Origin of the sequence: Novosphingobium sp. CECT 9465 (assembly GCF_920987055.1) — a bacterium.
Taxonomy (GTDB): domain Bacteria; phylum Pseudomonadota; class Alphaproteobacteria; order Sphingomonadales; family Sphingomonadaceae; genus Novosphingobium.
The window spans coordinates 1789928-1805544 of record NZ_CAKLBX010000001.1 but is presented as its reverse complement, the minus strand read 5'-3'; the positions used below and the strand labels follow the sequence as shown (position 1 = coordinate 1805544).

Genomic DNA, 15617 nt, shown 5'->3' with positions numbered 1-15617 from the left:
CTTACCGCGCTTAAGGGGGGGTAAGTTCCTCGTCAAGGAACGCCGCGACATCGGCAAGATCGACATCGTTTGCAAGGAACGTCTGGCCGATCCCGCGCATCAGCAGGAACGGCAGGGTGCCTGCGTCCATTTTCTTGTCATGCAGCATGTGATCGGCAAGCTGCCGACCGTTGCATGTGAGGCCAAGGGCCAGAAGCGATGCAGGCAAGCCCACCGCGCCGATATGGGCGACGACGCGCTGGGCATCCTCGCCGCTCATCATTCCCTGCCGTGCTGAAAAACGGGCGGCAAGTACCATGCCGAGCGCAACGCCTTCGCCATGGAGAAGGCGGTCGGAAAAGCCGGTTTCGGCTTCAAGCGCATGACCGAACGTATGGCCGAGGTTGAGCAGGGCGCGAACGCCTGCGGTTTCCTTTTCGTCCGCCGCCACGATCCGCGCCTTGGCCGCAACGCTGTGCGCGATGGCGTATTCGCGCGCGGCATGATCGCCCGCCAGCACACTCGCGCCATGGGCCTCGCACCATTGGAAGAACGCCGGATCGTCGATCAAGCCGTACTTGACCACTTCGGCATAGCCCGCGCGAACATCGCGCAAGGGCAGCGTATCGAGAGCCAGCGGATCGGCAAGCACCAGCGCGGGCTGATGGAACGCGCCGACGAGGTTCTTGCCCGCGGGCGTGTTGATCGCGGTCTTGCCACCAACGCTGGAATCAACTTGCGCCAGCAGCGTGGTGGGGATCTGGATGAAGCCGCAGCCCCGCTTGACGATGGACGCGGCAAAGCCGGTCAGGTCGCCGATCACGCCGCCGCCAAGCGCGACGATCCGGTCCTTGCGCTCGACCTCCTGTTCCAGCAGCCAGTCGACCGTGCGCGCAAGGTGTTCCCAGCTTTTTGTGCTTTCCCCCGCGGGCAGGACCAGCCATTCGCTGCGGATACCGGCAGCATCGAACGAAGCGGCAACGGTTTGACGCCACTGACCCGCGACATTTTCATCGGTGATCACGGACACGCGATCCTTGCGCAGGAAAGGTCGGCAATGTTCGCCAGCGCGGGCCAGAACGCCAGCTTGTATCCGCACTTCATAGGGTGCGCCTGCGATGGCGACGGGGATTACAGCCATTGGTCGATTGCCCTGAGAATGCGCGAAGCGGTTACCTGGTGCGGGTGCGTTGTGCTGATGACGTGAATGGGCGCCTGTGAATAGAATTGTTCACGCTCATCCTTCAGGCGACTGATGATTGCGCGTGGATCGCCGTTCTTCAGCAAGGGCCGGTTTGCCTTGCGGGCAACGCGTTCGACAAGGGTTTCCACATCGCTGTCGAGCCAGACGGCGATGGCCTTGTCCAGCACGAGGGCGCGGGTCGCGGCATCGACAAAGGCACCCCCTCCGGTCGACAGCACTTTGCGATCGACATAACGACCGGTGCCGACAAGCCGCGCGATTACGCGCCGTTCGCCATCGCGGAAGTAGGATTCGCCATAGGTTGCAAAGATTTCAGGGATCGGCATATGTGCCGCGCGCTCGATCTCTTCGTCGGCATCGACAAATGGCAGGTGGAGCATCGATGCGAGCTTGCGCCCGATGGTGGTCTTGCCAACGCCCATCATCCCGACAAGCACCAACGGCCGGTCGATCCGCCGCGCGATGCGGGCGATTTCGGACGAGCTGAGGGGGGCTGCGCCAAGTTCCATTGCCGGGTCGCCTATACTTGCGCTAGTGCCCGTTGCAAGTATCGCCTGCAGGAACACTTTGCTGGCGTTTGCGCCTGCCGGGAGCGTAATGCGCGTGAAGAAGATGATTGCAGCGGTTGGCGCAGTGGTGCTGGCTGCTATCGTGGTGATGGCTTGGATCAAGGGTGGGGCGCAGCCGATGCGATGGATCGAACAGCCGGTAAGCGCCGGAGCGACGGCACAATGACCCGGCGCGCGCTCTGGTTTGGCGGCGTTGCGGCGCTTGCGGCGATTTCCGGGACGCTGGTTGCGCAGGAATCGCTGCTGCCGCCGGGGTTCGACAATGCGCCAGCACCTGCGCGCCCGGCTCCCCAGCGATCTTCTGCTCCGGCGCGGGCGACGACACCTGCGCCACGACCTTCGGCGAGTGCCACCGCAGCTACTCCGGCCGGTACGATCACGCCCACTTCGACGCCGGTGGTGCAGCCGGTTCCTTCCGCAGGGTCCGTGCCGAATGGAAGGGTATCGGGCGGCGGAGACCAGGCTCTGCTCAATTCGATCGATCCGGCATTGCTGGAAAAGCTCATCGAATCTGCCAAGCCGAAGTTCGACATTCCGCCATCGGGGCAGCGCAGCCTTGATATCGTGGGCGTGATCGACCAGCGCGAAGGCGGATTTCCGGCGGCGTCCACGCATTACCTGAACGGGCCTTTCGTCAAAGGTGTGATAGCCGGTACGCGCGGGCGCTTTGTTTCGCGCTGGGGGCACATCCTTGCGCGGCGCGCTCTGGCAAGCCGGCTTGCGACGCCGGTGGGGATGAACGGTGCAGACTGGGCCGCGATCCGCGCGCAACTGCTGCTGCGCATGGGCGAGGCCGATGCAGCGCGGGCGCTGGTGCAGTCGGTGGACAGCGGCAATTTCACGCGCGATCTGGAAGACGCGGCAATGGCGAGCTTTCTCGCTACGTCCGATCCGGTTGGTCTGTGTCCGATTACGGCGTTGACCGCATCGGGGCGTCCGGGCTGGGAATGGGACCTTACGCGGGCGATATGTTCTGCCTTTGCGGACGAGGGATCGTCGGGCATGGCGCAGCTCGATCGCGCCCTGCGCCGGGGGACGGCAAACAAGACCGACATTCTGCTGGCGCAGAAATTCGCCGGTGCGGCGCTGAACGCGCGGCGGGCGGTGAAAATCGAATGGGACGGCATTGAAAACCTGACGCCGTGGAGCATCGGCATGTCGTTCGCGACAGGTCTCGAACCGCCTGAAGCGCTGCGCAGGAATGCAGGCGCAGCCTATGCTTTGACAGCGGTTCGCGCGCCGATGCTGCCGCTGGCTTCGCGCGCAGCGGCAGCCGACGTGGCAGCCGCGCGCGGGATTCTGTCGGCGCAGGCGATGATCGACCTCTACAGCCAGTTGTATGCGCTGCGCGATGCCAATGCGGCAAGCGGTGACACAGACGAATGGACCAAGCGATCAGAGACGCTGCGCAGCGCGTATGTTGCCAAGGCCGCAAGCGACCGCATGGAGGCGATCCGCAGCCTGTGGGGCGATGGCAGCGATCCCGACCGGGCCTATTCGGGGCTGGTGCTGACATCCCATGCGGCAGCGCGGCTTGTACCCAGCGAAGCGTTGTCAGACAGCGCGGCATCGCTGGTGGCATCGATGTTGACCGCGGGACTGGATCGCAATGCCTTGAAATGGGCGCCGTTTCTGCCTGTTGGCAGCGAAGGATGGGGACTGGCGGTCATCGCCAATCCTGGCCGGGCAACACAGGTCGGCAATGAAGGCCTCAATACCTTTGCAGACGAGGACGATTCGGAAGGCGCTCTGCGGTCGCAGTTCCTGCTGGCGGGCCTGATGGGGCTTGAGCGGGTCGATGCCGGAGCCGCGCGCGGCTTTGCCGAAAAGCTGAGCGTCGATCTGACCCGCCAGACCCGCTGGACCCGCGCCATCGACGCGGCGGCGGCATCGAACAATCCGGCGCTGGTTTCGCTACTGGCTGCATTCGGCATGCAAGGGGAACGCTGGGACCGGATGACGCCGCTGCATCTCTATCACATCGTTTCTGCGCTGCATCGCGTGGGGCTGGATGGCGAGGCGCGGATGATCGCAGCCGAAGCAGTCTCGCGCGTCTGACGGTGACAAAGGCCCCAGCCGAACCGGAGGTCGAGAGTTTTCTGGCGATGCTGGCGGCGCAGCGCGGGGCGGCGGCCAATACGCTCGCGGCCTATCGCCGCGATCTGGCGCAGGCCGCACAGACTGTTGGCGAGCTGGCAGGTGCAGGCCGCGATGATATTGCCGGGCTGGCGGCCGCATGGGCCGATCTTGCCCCGTCATCACTGGCGCGCAAGGCATCGGCGCTGCGACAGTTCTACGGGTTTCTGGTGGATGAGGGTCTGCGCGAGGACGATCCGTCCTCGGCGCTTCCCCGCCCGCGGACGCGTCGGCCCTTGCCCCGGTTGCTCGATCATGCCGCGATTTCTGCCTTGTTTGCAACGGCAGAAGCAGATGCCTGCGCCGGGACGCCTGAGGGCTTGCGGCTGCTGGCGTTGCTGGAGCTGCTCTACGGATCGGGCTTGCGCGCGACAGAGCTTGTTTCATTGCCGATAGCCGCCGTTCCGCGCGATGCGCCTTTCCTGACGATCACCGGAAAAGGCGGGGTGCAGCGGATGGTGCCGGTTTCCGCGCGGGCAGTGCGGGCGCTGTCCGAATGGCTGGCGATCCGGGGGAAGGGGGGGCGCTTCGTTTTTCCCAGCCCCAAAGGCGGACACTTGTCGCGGGTACGGCTGTTTCAGCTTCTGCGCGATCTGGCGGGGCGGGCGGGGCTTGACCCGGAAACCGTCAGCCCGCACGTGTTGCGCCATGCATTTGCCACGCATTTGCTGGAGGGCGGAGCCGATCTTCGCGTCCTCCAGACCCTTCTGGGCCACGCCGACATCGCCACGACGCAGATTTACACTCACGTCGATTCGGCCCGCCTTGTGGCGCTGGTCAATCAGCGTCATCCGCTTGGCAACGCGTCTACCGGTTGACCAGAGCCGCGCGCGCGCTTAGCGGAAGCGGCATGATTTCCTATCTCGAGTTCGAAAAGCCGGTCGCCGCGCTCGAAGCCCGCATCGCCGAACTGCGCCAGACCGCGCAGGGCGGGGATATTGACATCAGTTCCGAGATCCGGCGGCTTGAAGCCAAGTCTGCCGAACTACTGGCCAGCACGTACAAGGCGCTGACGCCGTGGCAGAAGACGCAAGTGGCGCGTCACCCTGCGCGCCCGCACTTCAAGGATTATGTCGAGGCAATCTTTACCGATTTCCTGCCGCTGGGCGGCGATCGCCTTTATGGCGAGGATCAGGCCATCGTCGGCGGCTTTGCCAGGCTGGGCGAGCGTCGCGTGATGCTGATCGGGCACGAGAAGGGCAACGATACGCAAAGCCGCATCCGCCACAACTTCGGCATGGGCAAGCCTGAGGGATATCGCAAGGCGATCCGCCTGATGGAAATGGCAAGCCGATTCGGGCTGCCGGTGGTGACGCTGGTCGACACGTCCGGCGCGTTTCCCGGCGTTGAAGCCGAAGAGCGCGGGCAGGCGGAAGCCATCGCCCGTTCGACCGAGGCCTGCCTTGGCCTTGGTGTGCCGATGGTGGCAACGATCGTTGGTGAAGGCGGATCGGGCGGCGCGGTTGCGCTGGCGAGCGCCGAGCGCGTGCTGATGCTGGAACATGCGATCTATTCGGTGATCTCGCCCGAAGGTTGCGCTTCGATTCTGTGGCGCACGTCCGAAAAGGCGGCAGATGCTGCGGAGGCGATGAAGGTAACGGCGCAGGACCTGCTGGGGCTGGGCGTGATCGACCGGATCGTGCGTGAACCAGTGGGGGGGGCGCATCGCGATCCTGCGCTTGCCTGTGCCACATTGGGCGCGGCGATTGGCGAGGAACTGGACGCGCTTTCGGGCAGGACCGCTGACGAATTGCGGGCGCTGCGCGCGGAGCGGTTCCTGCGCATCGGCGCCTGACGTCACGAGACTCTGGCGCTGGGGAACTCTATTTGCGACAAGCGGGTTGTTACGACGTCCATCAGGGCGCAGGCGTTCCATAACGCTTGGCCGACAGGGAGAGACCGATGCCCGTCAATTTTCGTTCACGCGCTGCAATCCTGACAGTTTCCGCAGCAGCGGCGGTAATCCTGCCTGCTTGTGCCGGGCAGAATGGCAATCCAGCCAGCGCGCAAGGCGCAATCCAGTCAATCAGCGCCGCTGATCGCAAGCAGGGGGCCGAGGCGCATCCGCAGCTTTTGCAGGAATTCGGCGGGGCCATGACGGGCACCCAGGCGACCTATGTGCAGAACGTGGGCAAGACCATCGCGGTGCAATCGGGCCTCAGCAATGCCAAGGGCGATTTTACCGTCACCTTGCTCAACTCCCCGGTAAACAATGCTTTCGCCATTCCGGGCGGGTACGTCTATGTGACGCGCCAACTGGCGGCGCTGATGAACAACGAGGCCGAACTGGCCGGTGTTCTGGGCCATGAAGTGGGCCATGTGGCCGCGCGCCATGCGGCCAAGCGGCAGAGCGCGGCGACGCGCAATTCGATCATCGGAGCGTTGGGTACGCTGCTTTCGGGTGCAATCCTTGGCAATAATGCGCTGGGCCAGATCGGGCAGAAGATTTTCTCGACGGGCAGCCAGTTGCTCACGCTCAAATATTCGCGCGGGCAGGAAACAGAGGCTGACAACCTGGGAATAACCTATCTCCAACGGGCCGGATACGATCCGCGGGCGATGTCATCGGTCCTGCAAAGCCTCGCGAACCAGAATGCGCTGGACGCAAGCATCAAGGGCACCACGAATCAGGTGCCGGAGTGGGCAAGCACTCACCCTGATCCGGCATCGCGCGTTCGCGCAGCGCTGACGCGGGCGGGCACGAAACCCGGAAAGACCAACCGCGATGTCTTCCTCGCGGGCGTTAACGGCCTGACGTATGGCGATGATCCGGCGCAGGGCATCGTCGACGGCTCGAACTTCACGCACCCGGCATTCCGCATGGCGTTTCAGGCGCCAAATGGCTTTTATCTGGTGAATGGTACGCGCGCGGTTTCCATCTCTGGTCAAAGCGGCAAGGGCGAGTTTTCTACGGCGGCCTATGGCGGCGATCTCAGCGCTTATGTGAACACCGTGTTTGCCGGGTTGAGCGATCAGCAGATGCGCCCCGATTCCGTCCAGACCACCACCGTCAACGGTATCAAGGCTGCCTATGGTGCAACGCGCGCAACAAGTGGCAGCGGTCAGGTGGACGTTGTCGTGTTCGCTTATGAATGGGCGCCAAATCAGGCGTTCCATTTCGCCACGATCAGCCAGGCCGGGCAGGCATCGCAGTTCGATACAATGTTCAGATCGATCAGGCGCATCAGCGCAACCGAGGCTTCCGCCGTTCGTCCCCGCAAATTGTCGGTGGTGACTGTAAAGGCTGGCGACACTGTGCAAACGATGGCGAAGCGGATGGCCTATACTGACAAGGCGCTGGAGCGGTTTCTTGTGCTGAACGGGCTGACCGCGTCGAGCAAGCTGGCTGCGGGGCAGAAGGTCAAGATCGTCATCTATTGAGTGCGGCGGAATCGGCGATTCCACAGGGCTTGGCAGATGCCATGGTCGCCAACGAAAACGCGATTATGTCGCTTGCAAATACAAGTCATAGCTTCGTCATTGCGAGCCTCGCGCAGCGAGGTGAAGCAATCCAGAGTGGTTAGCGCAGACTCTGGATTGCTTCGTCGGCTTCGCCACCTCGCAATGACGACGTAATGTTTGCAAACGCCATGATCGCCAACGAAAAAGGGCGCCCCGTGAGGGACGCCCTTCTTTCTGGTCTGGATCGGCGCCGCTTTGGGCGCCTCGCGCTATTAAGCTTCAGGAAGCGCGTTGTCCATTTCGTCCGAAACACCGTTGAAGGTGTTGCCCAGCGAGTCACCCAGGGCACCCATTGCGCCGATGGCGGCAACAGCGACGAGAGCTGCGATCAGGCCGTATTCGATTGCAGTGGCGCCTTCGTTGTTGGCGAGCAGGTTGCGGAAAAGCTTCATGGTCGGTCTCCTAGAGTGTGTCTTCATTCCCGTCCCGCCCCAATTTTGTCCCCGGAGCGAGCATTCGTAGAGGTACGTATCAAAGCCTAAGAAGCCGTTAATTGCCCGCAACTTTCTGGGCAGTATTCTCATTGACGGTGAGGTACATGTTGTACATCGAATCTGAGAACGACTTCATGCCAAAAACCGTGGCCATGCCGATACATGCGATCAGCAAGCCATATTCGATGGCAGTGGCACCGCTTTCACTGCGAAAGACTTTCAGAAGCAGGTTCTTCACGATCATTCCCAAGATTGCGGCACGGTCGGTTCTATGCGCAGGTGCCTAAGAAAAGGTTGATGGAACCACACGTGATGGAAGAAATGTCGACAGTGCTGATCGTGGTCGCGCTTGCGATGGTGTCGGGCGAAGGAAAGGTGCTGGTGCAGCAGCGGCCTCCCAACAAGGCACACGGCGGGCTTTGGGAGTTTCCGGGCGGGAAGCTGGATGCAGGTGAAACACCTGAAGAAGCGCTTGTAAGGGAAATCGACGAAGAACTGGGCGTGGCGGTCGCCAAGCCCGATCTGGTGCCGCTGACCTTTGCGAGTGACCGGGCAGGCGCGGGCAAGCGATCGTTGCTGTTGCTGTTGTACACGACACGTCACTGGCAAGGTGTTCCCGCAGCGCTGGAGACGGGGACGCAGATTGCATGGGTGTCTCCAGACATGTTCTGCACCCTGCCGATGCCTCCACTCGACGTGCCTCTGGCGCAGGCGTTGATTCCCTTGCTTGAAGGGGTTGCCAAAGGGAAAAGACCTGCCTAAAGGCGCGTCTCCCAGCACCCGTAGCTCAGCTGGATAGAGCATCAGACTACGAATCTGAGGGCCGGACGTTCGAATCGTTCCGGGTGCACCATTCTCTCCCGATGGAGAAAATGTGGGAAAGGATCGCATGAAAGTGCGTTCCACATAATGTTGGTGGGCACCCGTAGCTCAGCTGGATAGAGCATCAGACTACGAATCTGAGGGCCGGACGTTCGAATCGTTCCGGGTGCACCAACCGCCACCAGCCTGTTCCATAAAGCCCGCCATGTGCGGGCTTTTTTGTGTTCTGATATGCTGCGGCTGCGAAAGGCGAACCGTTGCGGTTTGCGAAATTGGCATAGGTATCCGCAAAAGGTTCGTGACGATCGAACAGCGTTGCGAACGGGCCGGTCTCAGGTATAGGAATCTGCATGCGTTCCGACCTTACGGAACCTGAGGTGCCAGAAAAGGAAACCCAGACTTGGCAAAGCCCGCCAGGCCCAGAGCCATCAAGCCCGCCGTGAACCCCGCCGCCGCGTCAGATGTGGCAGGTCAACCCGTCATTGCCTCGTCCGTGGCCGATGAAGCGGCCTTCGCGCTGCACAGCCTCCAGCAGGCCCATGCGAACAACAAGCGCTATGACGCATCCGACGAAGAACTGATGAAGTTCTACGAGCAGATGGTCCTGATCCGGCGTTTTGAGGAAAAGGCGGGCCAGCTTTACGGACTGGGTCTGATCGGCGGGTTCTGCCACCTGTACATTGGCCAGGAAGCCGTGGCGGTGGGCCTGCAATCGGCGTTGCAGGAAGGCCACGACAGCGTGATCACCGGGTATCGCGATCATGGCCACATGCTGGCCTATGGCATCGATCCCAATGTCATCATGGCTGAACTGACCGGGCGCGGCGCAGGCATTTCGCGCGGGAAGGGCGGTTCGATGCACATGTTCAGCACCGAACACAAATTTTTCGGTGGTCACGGCATCGTCGGCGCGCAAGTCTCGCTGGGTGCAGGGCTTGCCTTTGCGCACAAGTACCGGGGCGATGGTGGCGTGTGCATGGCCTATTTCGGCGATGGCGCATCGAACCAGGGACAGGTTTACGAAACCTTCAACATGGCGGCGCTGTGGAAGCTGCCGATCATCTTCGTGGTGGAAAACAACGGCTATGCCATGGGCACCGCGGTCAAGCGCGGATCGGCTGAAACGCATTTCTACCGCCGCGGCACCGCGTTCCGCATTCCGGGCATGGACGTGAACGGCATGGACGTGCTGGAAGTGCGGCAGGCCGCGCAAGTGGCGCTGGAATATGTCCGCGCGGGCAATGGTCCGGTGCTGATGGAACTCAAGACCTACCGTTATCGCGGGCATTCGATGTCGGACCCGGCGAAGTACCGCAGCCGTGAAGAAGTGCAGGACATGCGCGACAATCACGATCCGATCGAGGCGGCCAAGGCCGAACTGATCAAGCGTGGCGTGACCGAAGACAAGATCAAGGAAATCGACAAGCGCATTCGCCAGACTGTCGCGCAGGCGGCAGATTTCGCGGAAAGCTCACCAGAGCCGGATGCGGCCGAGCTTTATACCGATGTGCTGGTGGGGAAGTACTGAGATGGCGATCGAACTGAAGATGCCCGCTCTCTCTCCGACGATGGAGGAGGGCACCCTTGCCAAGTGGCTGGTCAAGGCCGGTGATGAAGTGAAATCCGGCGACATCCTCGCTGAAATCGAGACCGACAAGGCGACGATGGAATTCGAGGCGGTGGACGAAGGCACGATTGCCGAAATCCTGATCGCAGAGGGCACCGAAGGCGTGAAGGTCGGCACCGTGATCGCCACGATCCAGGGTGAAGGCGAAGAGGCCGCGCCTGCCCCGGTGGCGACCCCAGCCGTTGCGCAGAAAGCCGCAGAATCCGAAGCACCGGCGCCCGCAAAGCCTGCCGTCGCCCCGGTTCCGGCCGCCGCAGCCGATCCCGAAGTGCCGGCAGGCACGGCCATGGTCGGCACGACCGTGCGCGAAGCGCTGCGCGATGCCATGGCGGAGGAAATGCGCGCCGACGACCGTATCTTCGTGATGGGCGAGGAAGTGGCCGAATATCAGGGCGCGTACAAGGTGACCCAGGGCCTGCTCGACGAGTTCGGCCCGCAGCGGGTGATCGATACGCCGATCACCGAATATGGCTTTGCCGGGATCGGTACGGGCGCCGCGATGGGCGGCCTGCGTCCTGTGATCGAATTCATGACGTTCAACTTCGCCATGCAAGCGATCGATCACATCATCAATTCGGCGGCAAAGACCAATTACATGTCCGGCGGCCAGATGCGTTGCCCGATCGTGTTCCGCGGTCCCAATGGCGCGGCCAGTCGCGTTGGCGCGCAGCATTCACAGAATTACGGACCGTGGTACGCCAACGTGCCCGGCCTGATCGTGATCGCGCCTTATGACGCGGCTGACGCCAAGGGCTTGCTCAAGGCGGCGATCCGCAGCGAAGACCCGGTCGTGTTCCTTGAAAACGAACTCGTTTATGGCCGCACGTTCGATGTGCCGCAGATGGATGATTTCGTCCTGCCCATCGGCAAGGCGCGGATCGTCCGTGAAGGCAAGGACGTGACAATCGTATCCTATTCGATCGGCGTCGGACTTGCGCTGGAAGCTGCGGCAACGCTGGCTGCCGAAGGAATTGATGCCGAGGTGGTCGACTTGCGCACCTTGCGCCCGCTGGACAAGGATACCGTCCTGGCTTCGCTTGCCAAGACCAACCGGCTTGTCGTGGCGGAAGAGGGTTTCCCCGTCTGTTCCATCGCTTCGGAAATCATGGCGATCTGCATGGAAGAAGGCTTCGATCATCTCGATGCCCCGGTCCTGCGCGTCTGCAACGAAGACGTGCCGCTGCCTTATGCCGCCAATCTTGAGAAGGCAGCGCTGATCGATGCTGGCCGCATTGCCGACGCGGTGCGCAAGGTCTGCTATCGCTGAAGCCGTCCTGCTACGGAATTGAGAGGGCGTGCGGGTGACTGCGCGCCCTCTTTTTATCCGGTGTAGACGTTACAGTCTGCAACGGGATCTGGCTCACCTGCATCGCGCTGGTATATCTGGGTAAGGTCGCGGTCGTCGCGGACGTTGAAGGCAGCGGTTACGCGAATGGGGCTGGCAGGCACGAACTTTGCCGAAACGATGGGCTGATAGGCATATTCGATCTCGACGAAGATGACGGCCTCGTCCTTGCTTGCGGTAACCTCGTCGCCCGCAGGTCCCATCCCGCTCAATGATCCGTCGGCGCCAGTGCCGGCAGGGCCGTAGCGCGACTGGAAGTTGCGCTTGCCCTTGCAACGCTGCCAGTGGATGTACTGGGTGTCTTCGGTGCCATCGACCACTTCAAGGCTGCTGATGACGACGCGGCCGTTTTCGAACAGATCCAGTCCGCCGCCCTGGACCTTTGCGCCCACCAGCAGGTCGTTGATATCGCTCTCATATATCTTGAGGTTTTCGAGCATCGATACATCGCCAACTCGCGAACCGTTGTCGGCAACCTGCATGGCGACCTGGCTGACACGCATATGCGTGACCGCAAGATTGCCCAACTCCGCACCCCACAAGCCCAATGTCAGGATCATCGGCAGGCCGAGCGCGAATTCGACGGCGGCGACACCCGATGCGTTTTTGCGCAACCGGGTGAGGAAAGGAACCGGGTGGCTCATTCGCAGTTCCCCAGCTTGGCGAGGCTGTTCTGAAGATCGTAAGGCTGGTTGCGCAGCACGGTGCTGGCTTGCGCAGAGACGTTTTCAGACAGGCCGATCAGGGAGGCCATCGGAAACGGCCTGCGGTATGTCATGCTGACCGTATAGAGCACCGCATCGCGTGCGCCGCCAAGGCCATCGGCACCGCGATCGCGATCCCAGGTCCCACTGCCGTTGGCGTCTTCGAACGGTTCGTTCGCATCGCATACGCCGTTGGCGTTGGTATCGGTAAAATCTTCGGGCAGGGCCACGTCCGAAAAATTCGAATAGGCCTTCCGCTTGAATTCGATTTCGGCATTGGGAACGACCCGGCGGATCTGGCTTTCGACATCATCGTCAATCGACGTGAGCGCGGTTCCGGCACCTTCGACAGTGGAGGTCCGTGCTGCCTGCTGGATCGCACCTTGCAGCATGACCCCGGCGTAGAGCGTGTAACCCATATCGAACAGGCCCATCAGCACCAACACCAGCGCCGGCGAAATCAGCGCAAATTCGACTGCCGCAGAGCCTGCTTCATCACCGCCGACCGGATAAAGGGCTTTGCCGCGCATCATTGCGAAAGCCTGAGATCACCGATCGACTTGGCGATCTTGCGGAAGGCGTCTTCCAGTTCCGTTGCGTTTCCGGCCCTGAAGTAATGGCCTTCGCCTGCGCACTGCGTCATCATCGGATTGAGATCTGTGCCGAACGCGACGAACCAGACGGTCATGGTCTTGTTCTTGGCCTGATCGCACACGAACGAGAATCGCTTCTCGATGGTCTCGGTAAGCGTCAGCGGCGATGTCTCGCTCCATCGGCGTTTTGCCAAGGGTTCGACGCCGTAGGAACTGTAGCTGACGTCAAGCGACGAGGTCTGTCCGTCGGTCAGGAAGATCAGGTGACGGCTTGTACGCTGGCGGGCCGATGTATCGGCATTTTCCGCAGCGAATATTCCGGTGCCCGATAACAGGCGGGCGGCCCAGATCATGCCGATATCGTGATACGTGCTGCCCGCAGCGACCAGTCCGTCGATGTAGGTATCGAAATCATCCTGCGTCCAGACCTGCAACTTCTTCGCCGCTGTGGGGCAAGCCGCAAAACCTGCAACGTAGGGCGAAATATATTCCTGATTGGTGGTAACTTCGGCCGTGCTGAACGAGCCGCCGCCGCTCCACGGCTTTGCCCGTTCATAGATCAGCGACGTGTACATTGGCCGCCATTGCGTATCAGGATCAGCTGAATCCGGGACAAGATCGATATCCAGATCGTAAGCGCGCGTAAGATCGACGTTATCGTAGTCGTCAATCTCGTAGGTCGAGCGCTCCTCGATGCAGCCGTTGGTTTCCGTGCGCCAGGCTGAGGTATCCTTGGTGATGTCCTTGTACAGCCATGCGGTTCCGGTGCCCACGCCGGGTTCGGTAATGTACTTGTAGGTGTCGATGTAATTCACATAGGCCGTGGTCGAGAGCGTACAGGTGGTTCCCGAAAGACTGGCCGAATAGACATTGCCGTTCCGCGTACGGTTGTAGGTGTAGTAAGTGCGTGTGCCGTTGGGGTTGGTCACGGCTTCGGTAGTGGTGGAGACCAGCACCGTGTTGGTGGTCATCGTGTTGGCGGGGCGGTTGCACGAATAGCTCCCGTCTGGTGCGCGGGTCGCCGCGAATGTCGAGGTGGTCGTGCCATATGTGCCTGAAACCGGCGAGACAGCGCTGTAATATCCGTACAACCCGCCACTTGTGCCGGTGCCGGTCAGTGTTCGTGATGGATAAGTCCACGAATCGACAACCCATTCGTCCTTGAGCAGACTGCCCACGTTGACGTTGGTGGAATAGGGCACGAAGCCATAGCGGATGCGGCTTTCGGGCTGTTTGGTCGCCTCCATGGTGGCAAAGAACTGCTTCACCACGGCCTTCAGCACGGTGATCTTCGGTGAGGAATCGTCGGGTGTGCTTTCCGCCATCGAGCCGGTGACATCAAGCGCCATCATGATATCCGTGTTGGGGATGCTGAGTTCGGCGCGGCAATCGACATCGACGGTGATTTCGTCCTTGCCGAAGAACTGCATGATGTCGGTCGGGACGATGACGGAGGCGGTGCCGCTGATCGACATGTCGTCCTCGACCGCCATTTCGAACGTGCGGTCGATCGAATTGTAGATACCGTCGGCGAAGTTCACGTTGAAGAAGCGATTGCCCTTGGTCGTGATCGCGGCGCTGTCACGATCGACATCGAAATTCTCGATCGCGCCCATTTCCTTGCGGGCGCCGAGCACACCCGCATCGCAAGCCTGCTGGAGCCGCGACTGGACGAGGTAGGCGCGACCCATGTCTATGCTCGATCCGACGAGCGCGAGCAGGGGGACCACGGCAAAGGCCAGGATCATCAGGGCGTTCCCGGACCGATCGTGCAGCAACGCGGCGAGCGCGCGCGCGGCTGCCCTGCCAAACGCCTTTGCGGTGTGCATGGGCCGGTGCCGGGATGGAAAGCCTTGGTCCATGGGACCGCGCTAAGGGATAACGCGTAAGATAACGGGAAACGATCATGGTTAATATGGATATAATACCCGTGAATCGTCGTGCTCCGGCGGTCGATTTATCGTTAACTCATCGGAAAAATGGGTGCGTGCCCCTGGTGCTTGATGGTTCGGGGCATTCCATAAAAAGCACATGCCGGATAGTTCGCGTTGCGTGGCGGGACCGGGAGCGCCATAGGCTCCACCCGAACCGAAGGTCATTCAAGCATGCCACCCAGCCCGCCAGACCCTGCTGATACGCTCGATCCGGTCGAGCGCCTGGCGCTGGTCTATGCCGACAAATCGGCGCGACCGGCGTGGGAGGCGTTGCTGCTTTTGCAGCACCGGCTTGCCGATACCGCACGGCCCGGCCGCGAACCGTTGATGATCCAGATCCGGCTGGCGTGGTGGCGCGACCGGTTGACTGAACCTGCCGCGAAATGGCCCAAGGGCGAACCGCTGCTATTGCGGTTGCACGTGTGGGAGCCGGAGGCCGCCGCGCTGATCGGACTGGTGGATGGTTGGGAAGCGGCGGTCGTAGGCGAGGATGGCGGCGGAGCGCTGGCTACGGCACGGATCGCAGCGTTCGAGGCGTTGGCGCGGCTTGTGAATGCCGCAGATGGCGAAGCGGTGAGGCTGGTTGCCAGGCAAATGATTGACCCTGTCCTGCCAGTTGCCTCGGTGCCGCGTCTCTCGCGCAAGATGCGGCCCCTGTCGGTGCTGCGCGCCTTTGCTGTGCGGGAGCAGAGCGGTGGCGCAAGCCGATCGCTGACTGACTTTGCCGTGCTGATGCGGGTCGGATTGCTGGGCCGCTGAAATCCTGCCAAAGCGGAACGATTTCCCGCTGCATCGGGCAGGCGAGACA

At 61.8% G+C, this 15617-nt stretch carries 16 protein-coding genes and 2 tRNA genes; 11 read left to right on the top strand and 7 right to left on the bottom strand.

Features of this window, described 5'->3' with window-relative positions:
* Nucleotides 1–10 precede the first annotated feature (10 nt).
* Nucleotides 11–1120 carry a 3-dehydroquinate synthase gene (gene aroB / locus LUA85_RS08805; protein WP_231468843.1) on the bottom strand — a complete coding sequence of 370 codons (1110 nt, stop codon included), beginning with the start codon at nt 1118–1120 and terminating at the stop codon, nt 11–13.
* Nucleotides 1111–1692, bottom strand: coding sequence for a shikimate kinase (locus LUA85_RS08800; protein ID WP_231468841.1), 582 nt, complete (start codon nt 1690–1692; stop codon nt 1111–1113). The genes aroB and LUA85_RS08800 overlap by 10 nt, the downstream gene beginning before the upstream one ends.
* A gap of 94 nt (nt 1693–1786) precedes the next feature.
* Between LUA85_RS08800 and LUA85_RS21595 the strand changes: the two genes are divergently transcribed.
* The 5 genes from LUA85_RS21595 (at nt 1787) to LUA85_RS08780 (ending at nt 7269) form a co-directional block, all read left to right on the top strand.
* A complete protein-coding gene (locus LUA85_RS21595; protein WP_256448239.1) occupies nt 1787–1918 on the top strand; it encodes a hypothetical protein in 132 nt (43 codons plus the stop codon).
* Nucleotides 1915–3810: a hypothetical protein gene (locus tag LUA85_RS08795; protein ID WP_231468839.1), complete on the top strand. Its 1896-nt coding sequence runs from the start codon at nt 1915–1917 to the stop codon at nt 3808–3810. Before LUA85_RS21595 ends, LUA85_RS08795 begins: the two co-directional genes overlap by 4 nt.
* Nucleotides 3811–3812: 2 nt before the next feature.
* Nucleotides 3813–4706: a tyrosine recombinase gene (locus LUA85_RS08790; protein WP_256448238.1), complete on the top strand. Its 894-nt coding sequence runs from the start codon at nt 3813–3815 to the stop codon at nt 4704–4706.
* A gap of 32 nt (nt 4707–4738) precedes the next feature.
* Complete coding sequence (locus LUA85_RS08785; protein ID WP_231468837.1) at nt 4739–5683, top strand: acetyl-CoA carboxylase carboxyltransferase subunit alpha; 945 nt, start codon at nt 4739–4741, stop codon at nt 5681–5683.
* A 107-nt stretch (nt 5684–5790) separates the two neighbouring features.
* Nucleotides 5791–7269: a M48 family metalloprotease gene (locus LUA85_RS08780; protein WP_231468835.1), complete on the top strand. Its 1479-nt coding sequence runs from the start codon at nt 5791–5793 to the stop codon at nt 7267–7269.
* 293 nt (nt 7270–7562) lie between these two features.
* Here the strand turns inward: LUA85_RS08780 and LUA85_RS08775 are convergent, their stop codons facing one another.
* The gene (locus LUA85_RS08775) at nt 7563–7742 is read right to left on the bottom strand and encodes a Flp family type IVb pilin (RefSeq protein WP_231468833.1); all 180 of its coding nucleotides are present in this window, start codon (nt 7740–7742) and stop codon (nt 7563–7565) included.
* A gap of 97 nt (nt 7743–7839) precedes the next feature.
* The gene (locus tag LUA85_RS08770; RefSeq protein ID WP_231468831.1) at nt 7840–8022 is read right to left on the bottom strand and encodes a Flp family type IVb pilin; all 183 of its coding nucleotides are present in this window, start codon (nt 8020–8022) and stop codon (nt 7840–7842) included.
* Nucleotides 8023–8081: 59 nt separating this feature from the next.
* On the opposite strand from LUA85_RS08770, the gene LUA85_RS08765 reads away from it, so the two are divergent.
* From LUA85_RS08765 to LUA85_RS08745, 5 genes are all read left to right on the top strand, one after another.
* Nucleotides 8082–8546: a (deoxy)nucleoside triphosphate pyrophosphohydrolase gene (locus LUA85_RS08765; RefSeq protein ID WP_231468829.1), complete on the top strand. Its 465-nt coding sequence runs from the start codon at nt 8082–8084 to the stop codon at nt 8544–8546.
* 14 nt (nt 8547–8560) lie between these two features.
* Nucleotides 8561–8637 (top strand) — tRNA-Arg (locus tag LUA85_RS08760).
* Nucleotides 8638–8703: 66 nt separating this feature from the next.
* A tRNA-Arg gene (locus LUA85_RS08755) sits at nt 8704–8780 on the top strand.
* A gap of 226 nt (nt 8781–9006) precedes the next feature.
* Nucleotides 9007–10134, top strand: coding sequence for a pyruvate dehydrogenase (acetyl-transferring) E1 component subunit alpha (pdhA, locus tag LUA85_RS08750; protein ID WP_371823662.1), 1128 nt, complete (start codon nt 9007–9009; stop codon nt 10132–10134).
* Between the two features lies 1 nt (nt 10135).
* Entirely contained in the window at nt 10136–11500 is a 1365-nt protein-coding gene (locus tag LUA85_RS08745; RefSeq protein ID WP_231468827.1) for a pyruvate dehydrogenase complex E1 component subunit beta, read from the top strand.
* 53 nt (nt 11501–11553) lie between these two features.
* Here the strand turns inward: LUA85_RS08745 and LUA85_RS08740 are convergent, their stop codons facing one another.
* From LUA85_RS08740 to LUA85_RS08730, 3 genes are read right to left on the bottom strand one after another with little or no spacing between them, the layout of a single operon-like run.
* A complete protein-coding gene (locus tag LUA85_RS08740; RefSeq protein ID WP_231468825.1) occupies nt 11554–12222 on the bottom strand; it encodes a TadE/TadG family type IV pilus assembly protein in 669 nt (222 codons plus the stop codon).
* Nucleotides 12219–12815: a TadE/TadG family type IV pilus assembly protein gene (locus LUA85_RS08735; RefSeq protein ID WP_231468824.1), complete on the bottom strand. Its 597-nt coding sequence runs from the start codon at nt 12813–12815 to the stop codon at nt 12219–12221. Before LUA85_RS08735 ends, LUA85_RS08740 begins: the two co-directional genes overlap by 4 nt.
* Complete coding sequence (locus tag LUA85_RS08730) at nt 12812–14704, bottom strand: Tad domain-containing protein (RefSeq protein WP_231468822.1); 1893 nt, start codon at nt 14702–14704, stop codon at nt 12812–12814. Before LUA85_RS08730 ends, LUA85_RS08735 begins: the two co-directional genes overlap by 4 nt.
* Before the next feature lie 276 nt (nt 14705–14980).
* Between LUA85_RS08730 and LUA85_RS08725 the strand changes: the two genes are divergently transcribed.
* Nucleotides 14981–15568, top strand: a complete 588-nt coding sequence (locus LUA85_RS08725) for a hypothetical protein (protein WP_231468820.1) — start codon at nt 14981–14983, stop codon at nt 15566–15568.
* The last annotated feature ends 49 nt before the right edge of the window (nt 15569–15617 follow it).